Here is a 7,273-nt window from a genome sequence, read left to right as displayed (position 1 = left end):
GCCATTATTTATAGTGTTAAAGCTTTGCAAAGTCGTTATGGTGAGGATTTTCAAGGGGACTGGATGGTTGTAGGGCAGTCGCAAGGAGGGCAAGCTTCTTTAGGTGCTGCAGAATATGCCAATGAAGATCCAAGATTTAAAGGTGCTGTTGCAGGAGCGCCAGCTTCTAATTTGGATCAAATCATCCAACAAATTGCTCCCATTGCGTTGAGCCAATTAGAAGATCATGAGAATCGTGCAGGTATTGCTTTAGAACAAAGAAATTCTATCCATTCCTATGCAACATTATTATCATATGGTGCATTTATTGGTATAGGGATACGCGCAGAATATCCCGAATTTGATTATTTATCACTTTTTCGAGAACATACTCGAGGAATAGCACAGCATGTTGCAGGTACAACAGGAACCAATGGTTTATGTTTAGAGTCATTAAGAGCCTTATTTAAGGCGGACTTAATACGTTATTTAACTGATCATTCTGAAGCGAAATTAATGTCCTATCCTGGCTTAGATTTAGAATCTTTTGAAGATAATACAATCTTGCAGCAGTTTTTTGTCAAGAACCAACCTGGAACAAAGCGCCTAGATAAACCTGTATTAGTGATTCAGGGTGAGTTGGATACTAATGTTCCTGCTATTGTGACCGAAACCATGGTACAGCATATGAAATCTTTAGGTTCTCAATCAGTGAATTTGATTTTAGTACCTGAGGCAGGGCATAGAGAAGCCATCATATGGAAAAATAATGAAGTGGTAACATTTATTCAACGGTATATGCCAGCCCGATAATCTTTATTGAGATTGATTTGCTAAGTGTATCCAATGGCGTAAACCAAAAATGGATACAATGAAATAGATCATGAACAGTGTACTAGACGCATAATCACCTTGATTGAGTAGTAGAATAGCGGTCATTAAATTTGCTGGGATTAATAAACACCATTGTTCTGCCCAAAATTTTGCTGCCATCCAAATGGCAACAACGCTGAGTGCTGTTGCTATCGTATCACCCATTGTGATCTCTTCATCATTGATCGTGAAGCCTTTGAGTAGTAGATAGATGAGAATGCAAGCAGCAAAAATGAAGAATGAAACTCTACCAATTTGGTGTTGCGGCATTCTGAGAATTGTGACGGTTGTATGTTCGTTCCATTTGAGCCAGCCATGGATGGAAGCCATAAAGAAATAACAATAAACGATGCTCATGGCATAGAGTTGGCTTTGGTAGAAAATATAGATATAAAGTACAGCCATAATGATGCTAGCAATCCACATGGATTTTTTTGCAGTAAATTCTAAATATAAATAGATTAGGCCAATGGCTAAGCCAAAAAGATCAAGGTAATTGGTTTGTGCGTAATGTAGTAATTGATCAAACATAGTTAATTTGTCGTGCAACCACCAATTTTTCCAAACGTCATCAAACACAGACTACCTGTTAAAAATTGCCAGATGCCTTGAGCTGTTCCTGTAATGATTAAAAGGGTGCCGGGCACAATGTTGCGAATTGTATCAAATGGATGGAATATTGCACCAATAAATATACCCATGATGGAATAAATTAATCCTACAAATATTTCAATTAAATCAATCACAATGCCTAAAAGTGCATCAAGGATTTGTGTTTTTTTGCCAGAAGCTAATAAAGAAATTTGGTAGAGCAAGTAGTTCAATTCTTTTTGTGGGTAATTCACAAGAGAAGTCCAAGCATAAACTAAATGAGAAATGGCATCCCAGCGAAATAGATTGAATTTGCCTTGTCCATGATGATCATAGGTTACAAAGTGAAATCCATTGGCCCAAGTACCCAACATATAAGCTCTTTCTAAGTTTCGACTACCAAATAATTTAAATATAGGGCGCTGTTTTTTCCATGGACGAGCAGAGGAGCGATCTAAATAGTCATGTAGATGTGTGTTGATCCAAACTGTATTGAGATAATTGCCACCGCCTTTTTCACGTTGAATCAAATGTTGTGATTCGCATGTAGTATTTCGATTACCCGTTAAAAATTCAATGGGATGGCGGAGTGTACAATAACCTTTACCAATATTTTTATTGATGGCATAAGCATTATTGGGAATTAATAGGAGGATGATAAATCGAATCACCCGAAAGAGGGACTTCATAACTACCTTTGAATAACTTATAATGCTATAAAGTTAATGATTATAACAAAAGTATAACTGGTAGTTATGATCAAAAAAAAGCCTTGCGATGGCAAGGCTTTGAAGCATGTATAAGGTTATACTTGTAATGCGTAAATCAAGTCAATCATAAACGCAATTTCATCTTTATCTTCAAGAATTTTCCAATCGCTGACGCCAATATCATCTAAGATAGATTGACCATTAGGAATTTCTTTCATATTTCTCAAAGTATTTTTGATAGGCTCTGCATATTCTGCCATTTTGGGAGATAATACAAAACAGTGAGCAACACTTTCAATATCATGAGGTTCTGTTGATACTAATGGTAATAAATCATTAGCGATAGTCTTACTTAATCCTTTGAAGATGTTAGAAGGAATCATTGCAATGTCTGCATTACCAGAAAGTAAAGATTTGACTGCTAAAATATGATTGCTCACGTCAACGAATGTAAAATCATCTTTGGTTAAGTTTGCAGGTTCTAATAAAATTGCTCCTAACATACGAAGATCCGCATTATCAGCAGCAGCAGCTTTTACACCTGCAGGAATATCTGATACTTGTTGAATACTTGAGCCAGCTTTAGTTACAATTGTGACTTCAGCAACATCACTCATTGGTTGAGCTAATGCAATAAATTTTTGTTCACGAACCAACCAGCCCGCATCATAAGGATTAGCATATAAGAAATCGATTTTTCCATCAAGAAGTGCTTGTTTTTGCTTCTCAAATGAAGAAAAATCAGTTGTTGTAAGTGGTGCGTCAATTTGCTTTTGTAACCATGTTGCAAAGATATACCAACCTGGTAGACGCTGTGGTGCAATGTCTGGTGCTATTGAAAAAGAGATTGTTGACATATAATACTCCATGTTATTTTTTATCGTTTTGCACTGCTCTGAATAGTTTGTTGTTAATTCTATCAGAAAGCAGAAAAAATGATTGTTAATTTTGTGCTTTTAAAGGCAATGTAATGTCATCAGTTACAATTTACATCCAATTGAGAGGAAAATATGGAACAATTTTTAAAGGTTGCACTTATGGCTGCTGAAGAATCTAAAAAACTGATTCGTAAGGCATATGAAGCACAAGGCTTTAACATTACAATCAAAGGTGATTATACACCAGTTACGGAAGTGGATGTTAATGTAGAAACATTAATTAAATCAATAATTGTTGAAAATTTTCCTGAACATGGTATGTGGGGTGAAGAGGGTGGTGTTATTAATCCTGAATCAGATTATCAATGGTTAGTGGATCCGATTGATGGGACTAAAGCTTTTATTCGTCGTCGTCCATTTTTTTCAACGCAAATTGCCTTGATGTATAAGGGGGAAATGATTTTAGGAGTGTCATGCGCACCATGTTTTGGCGAAGGTGAAATTGCATATGCAACTAAAGGTCATGGTACGTTTATTGATGGTCAGAAAGTTTCAGTAAGTGATATCAGTGAATTACGCGATGCAGTATTTTCTTCAGGTAATATTAAATCATTAACTAAAAGTGATTCAGGCTGGTTGAAATATGGTGAATTATTGAGAGCGATCAATAGTACGCGAGGTTTTGGTGACTTTTTGCATTACCATTATACCGCAGCAGGTAAAGTGGATATTGTTGTAGAGTCAGATGTAACTATTTTAGATGTGGCGGCTTTATCCATCATTGTGGAAGAAGCTGGCGGTAAAGTAACAGATCTTCACGGTAATAAATTAACCTTAGAAAGTACAAGCATTGTGGCAACTAATGGTTTATTACATGATCAAGTTTTAGGCTACTTATCTTAATACTCTAAGGGTTATATGAAAAATATTTTCATAGCAATATGCTGTTTATTTGTTGTGGCGGCATGTGCTTCAGCGCCACAACGTGTAGCTTATATGACAGATGCACCATTAGAGCAACGTTTGCATCAAGTGCGAGCAAAAGAAGGCGATCCAATTTTTATTCGTATTTTTAAAGAAGAGCGGATGTTAGAGATTTGGTATGGCAAGAAGAATGGAACATTTAAACGCTTTACCAACTATCCAATTTGTTATTATTCTGGACCTTTAGGGCCAAAGAAATATCAGGGCGATAAGGTTTCGCCAGAAGGGTTTTATAAGGTAACACGTAGAGCATTAAATCCATATAGCCGATATTACCGTTCATTTGATTTAGGGTTTCCTAATCAATATGATAGATTTAAAGGTTATACTGGCGATTATCTTATGGTTCACGGAGATTGTGTTTCTGTGGGGTGTTATGCAATGACAGATCAACAAATGGATGAGATTTATAAGCTTGTAGAGGCTTCTTTAAGAAGAGGACAAGAGTCTGTTGCGGTTCATGTTTTTCCATTTAGAATGACTGATTATCGTTTAAATCGTGAGAAGAATTCGCCACATTATCAGTTCTGGATGGAATTGAAAGAAGGATATGATTATTTTGAAAAATACAAACGCGTGCCGAATGTTGGTATTGGTAATGGAAAATATACTATAGGTCGATAGGTTGCTATTTTATTTAGAATCAGGTATATTTCTGCCCTGCAAAAGAATTGGAGAAGTGGCCGAGTGGCTGAAGGCGTTCGCCTGGAAAGCGGATATACGTTAATAGCGTATCGAGGGTTCGAATCCCTCCTTCTCCGCCAATTTTTAAAGCCCTTAGTGAAAGCTAAGGGCTTTTTTGTATTAAAAAAATAAAAACAATATAGATATATCAGAGAGCTAGGTTAATCATTTTATCTATTCATTGATTTGCTATAAGCATTGCTATATAGTGCATTTCGAAAATCTACCTAACGGTAGGTAGGTTTAGTGGAAGTAATCTTGAATAACGAAAGAATGGATTTTATGAACATAAGTCAAACGGCACAAAAACGTGTCATCATCAGCGCCTCTTTAATCATATTGATGGCATTATTAACTGCATTAGATTCTATGGCGATCGATATGTATTTGCCAGGGATGTTAGATATTGGTAAAGAATTTAATGAGTCGCCTGGTAGAGTGCAGCAAACATTAGCAATCTTCTTAGCGGGTTTAGCAATCGGGCAGGGATTATATGGTCCAGTATTGGATCGTTATGGTCGCAAAGTTCCTTTATTAATTGGGATTATGATCTTCATTGTAGGTTCGGTTATGTGTGCTTTAGCACCAACATTAGAGTGGTTATTAGCAGCACGATTTATTCAGGCAATTGGTGCGGCAGCAGGATTAGTTACGCCAAGGGCGATTATTTCAGATACTTGTGATTTAAATGAATCTGCCAAAGTTTTCTCCTTATTAATGAATGCCATGATGTTGGGGCCAATCGTTGCGCCAATTTTGGGTGGTTTGGTTTTGGATGTGAGCAATTGGCGCGTGATTTTTTGGGTAATTGCTTTCGTAGGTTTAATTAGCTTGATTTGGGGATGGAAACAAATTCCTGATTCATTACCGGTTGAAAAGCGTATGCCAATGAATATAAAAAATATTGTCATAACTTATGGTTCGCAGATGACGAATCAGAAATTCATGTGTTATGCATTGTCATCTGGTTTTGCAATGAGTGCTTTATTCTTATATGTGAGTGGATCATCATTTGTTTATCGTGAACATTTTCATTTAAGTTCATCAAATTTTAGCTATTTATTTGCTTTAAACTCGGCAGGATTGGTTTTCTGTGGTTGGTTATCCAATCGACTATTAATGAAAGGTGTTTCTGCGCATCAATTATTGGTGATGGGTATGTTGATTCATACAGTAGCTGCGTTAGTGTTATATTGTTTAACAAAATTTTTTGCGGTGCCTTTGATTGGTTATACTGCATTGATCGCAATTTCAATCGCATCATTAGGATTGGTATTAGGCAATGTTACGGCATTAACGATGTATCATGGTGGTGAGCAGGCAGGTGCTGTTTCTGCTGTGATGGGCGTTTTGCAATATTTATTACCAGCAGTAACAGGTTACATTGTGAGTTTATTAATACAAAATGCAAGTATTTTGCCATTAAGTATTGGTATATGCGGATTCATTGGGTTTGTTTTCTTATTATTTTGTAAGAGTGAGGAAAAATGACAGCATCAAAGTTACAAAATGCAGCATTGATTCGATTTGCAGTTCAGGGCTTCAATGCCACAACAATGAATGAGATTGCCAACGATGTCGGCATCAAAAAAGCTTCGATTTATGCGCATTTTAGTAGCAAAGATGATCTGTTCCTCAGTCTTTTACCAATTTTGGTGGCAGAAGAGTACAAATATACTCAATCCATGATCAGCGGTGGTGATCAGATCGAATCTCAGTTGTTGGCTTATTTAACGAATATCAATACACGATTTGAAGAGTCGTATCATATGCGTTTTTGGTTAAGGATTTTATTTGCGCCACCTGTGCATCTACATGATGAAGTTGTCGTGTTGATGCGCCAATTGATGGATGATATTGAATCATGGATCGAAGCTGCAATTGCAGCTTCTCCATTGGTAAACAACGGTTTAGATAGTCAAACACTCACATTATCTTACATGGCGATGATGGATAGTTTGCATACCGAATTACTATTTGCAGGACCTGAAAAATACCAAACGCGTTTGACAGCCGTTTGGCATTTATTTGAAACGGCAATCCGATAATAATATTGCATGACTTAGATGAGTGGAATGATCTGATCTAAATGTTGATGATAGTCGTTGATATAACTTTGAATATTGGGGTTTTTAATCACATCATGCACAATAAAGGTTGGCAAACTTTTCATGCCCAAAAACTGATTGGCTTTGTGAAAATGCATGTAGACATTATCAACACCTGTGCCATGAAAGAATTGTTGCGGATCATTGAAGGCTTCTTCAGGAGCATTCCATGTTAATGACAGCATATATTTTTTGCCATGAATTAGCCCGCCTGAACCATATTTTTTGTTAGGATCAGAACGTGTTCTGCCATCACTAGCATATAATGTACCATGTCCTTCAGTGAATACATCATCAATATACTTTTTCACAGTCCAAGGTTCGCCCATCCACCAGCCTGGCATTTGATAAATTACAACATCTGCCCAAAGGTATTTCTGCACTTCTTCTTTGGGGTCATATTCTTGATCTGCAACTGTGATTTGAATATTGAAGCCTTTGGCTTCCAAGTGTGCTTTGGCAAGCT

Annotated in this window: 9 protein-coding genes and 1 tRNA gene; 6 read left to right on the top strand and 4 right to left on the bottom strand. The window is 36.8% G+C overall.

The features are described 5' to 3' along the window. The coding region (locus BZK14_RS07615; protein ID WP_171973671.1) for an alpha/beta hydrolase family protein at window positions 1–792 on the top strand (792 nt) is incomplete at its 5' end. A gap of 3 nt (window positions 793–795) precedes the next feature. Here the strand turns inward: BZK14_RS07615 and pnuC are convergent. The 3 genes from pnuC to BZK14_RS07600 form a co-directional block, all read right to left on the bottom strand. Next, on the bottom strand, window positions 796–1,431 hold the full coding sequence (gene pnuC / locus BZK14_RS07610; protein WP_245831236.1) for a nicotinamide riboside transporter PnuC: 636 nt from the start codon (window positions 1,429–1,431) through the stop codon (window positions 796–798). Continuing rightward, window positions 1,386–2,132, bottom strand: a complete 747-nt coding sequence (locus BZK14_RS07605) for a hypothetical protein (protein ID WP_245831235.1) — start codon at window positions 2,130–2,132, stop codon at window positions 1,386–1,388. The genes pnuC and BZK14_RS07605 overlap by 46 nt, the downstream gene beginning before the upstream one ends. A gap of 116 nt (window positions 2,133–2,248) precedes the next feature. After that, window positions 2,249–3,010, bottom strand: coding sequence for a PhnD/SsuA/transferrin family substrate-binding protein (locus BZK14_RS07600; RefSeq protein ID WP_077925923.1), 762 nt, complete (start codon window positions 3,008–3,010; stop codon window positions 2,249–2,251). 153 nt (window positions 3,011–3,163) lie between these two features. Between BZK14_RS07600 and BZK14_RS07595 the strand changes: the two genes are divergently transcribed. The 5 genes from BZK14_RS07595 (at window position 3,164) to BZK14_RS07575 (ending at window position 6,747) form a co-directional block, all read left to right on the top strand. Beyond that, on the top strand, window positions 3,164–3,934 hold the full coding sequence (locus BZK14_RS07595) for an inositol monophosphatase family protein (RefSeq protein WP_077925922.1): 771 nt from the start codon (window positions 3,164–3,166) through the stop codon (window positions 3,932–3,934). A 15-nt stretch (window positions 3,935–3,949) separates the two neighbouring features. Further along, window positions 3,950–4,639 (top strand): L,D-transpeptidase family protein, encoded by a 690-nt coding sequence (locus BZK14_RS07590; protein WP_077925921.1) that lies wholly within the window; start codon window positions 3,950–3,952, stop codon window positions 4,637–4,639. A gap of 49 nt (window positions 4,640–4,688) precedes the next feature. After that, window positions 4,689–4,779: transfer RNA gene (locus tag BZK14_RS07585), tRNA-Ser, on the top strand. A 202-nt stretch (window positions 4,780–4,981) separates the two neighbouring features. Next, window positions 4,982–6,190 carry a multidrug effflux MFS transporter gene (locus BZK14_RS07580; RefSeq protein WP_077925926.1) on the top strand — a complete coding sequence of 403 codons (1,209 nt, stop codon included), beginning with the start codon at window positions 4,982–4,984 and terminating at the stop codon, window positions 6,188–6,190. Then, the gene (locus BZK14_RS07575) at window positions 6,187–6,747 is read left to right on the top strand and encodes a TetR/AcrR family transcriptional regulator (RefSeq protein WP_077925920.1); all 561 of its coding nucleotides are present in this window, start codon (window positions 6,187–6,189) and stop codon (window positions 6,745–6,747) included. The genes BZK14_RS07580 and BZK14_RS07575 overlap by 4 nt, the downstream gene beginning before the upstream one ends. 14 nt (window positions 6,748–6,761) lie before the next feature. On the opposite strand, the gene BZK14_RS07570 is transcribed toward BZK14_RS07575, so the two are convergent. Continuing rightward, window positions 6,762–7,273, bottom strand: a 512-nt coding sequence (locus BZK14_RS07570; RefSeq protein ID WP_143691401.1) for an NAD(P)H-dependent oxidoreductase, incomplete at its 5' end; no start/stop codon positions are given.

The organism is Wohlfahrtiimonas larvae (assembly GCF_002006755.1).
Classification (GTDB): Bacteria; Pseudomonadota; Gammaproteobacteria; order Cardiobacteriales; family Wohlfahrtiimonadaceae; genus Wohlfahrtiimonas; species Wohlfahrtiimonas larvae.
This window is presented reverse-complemented; position numbering and strand designations above follow the sequence as displayed.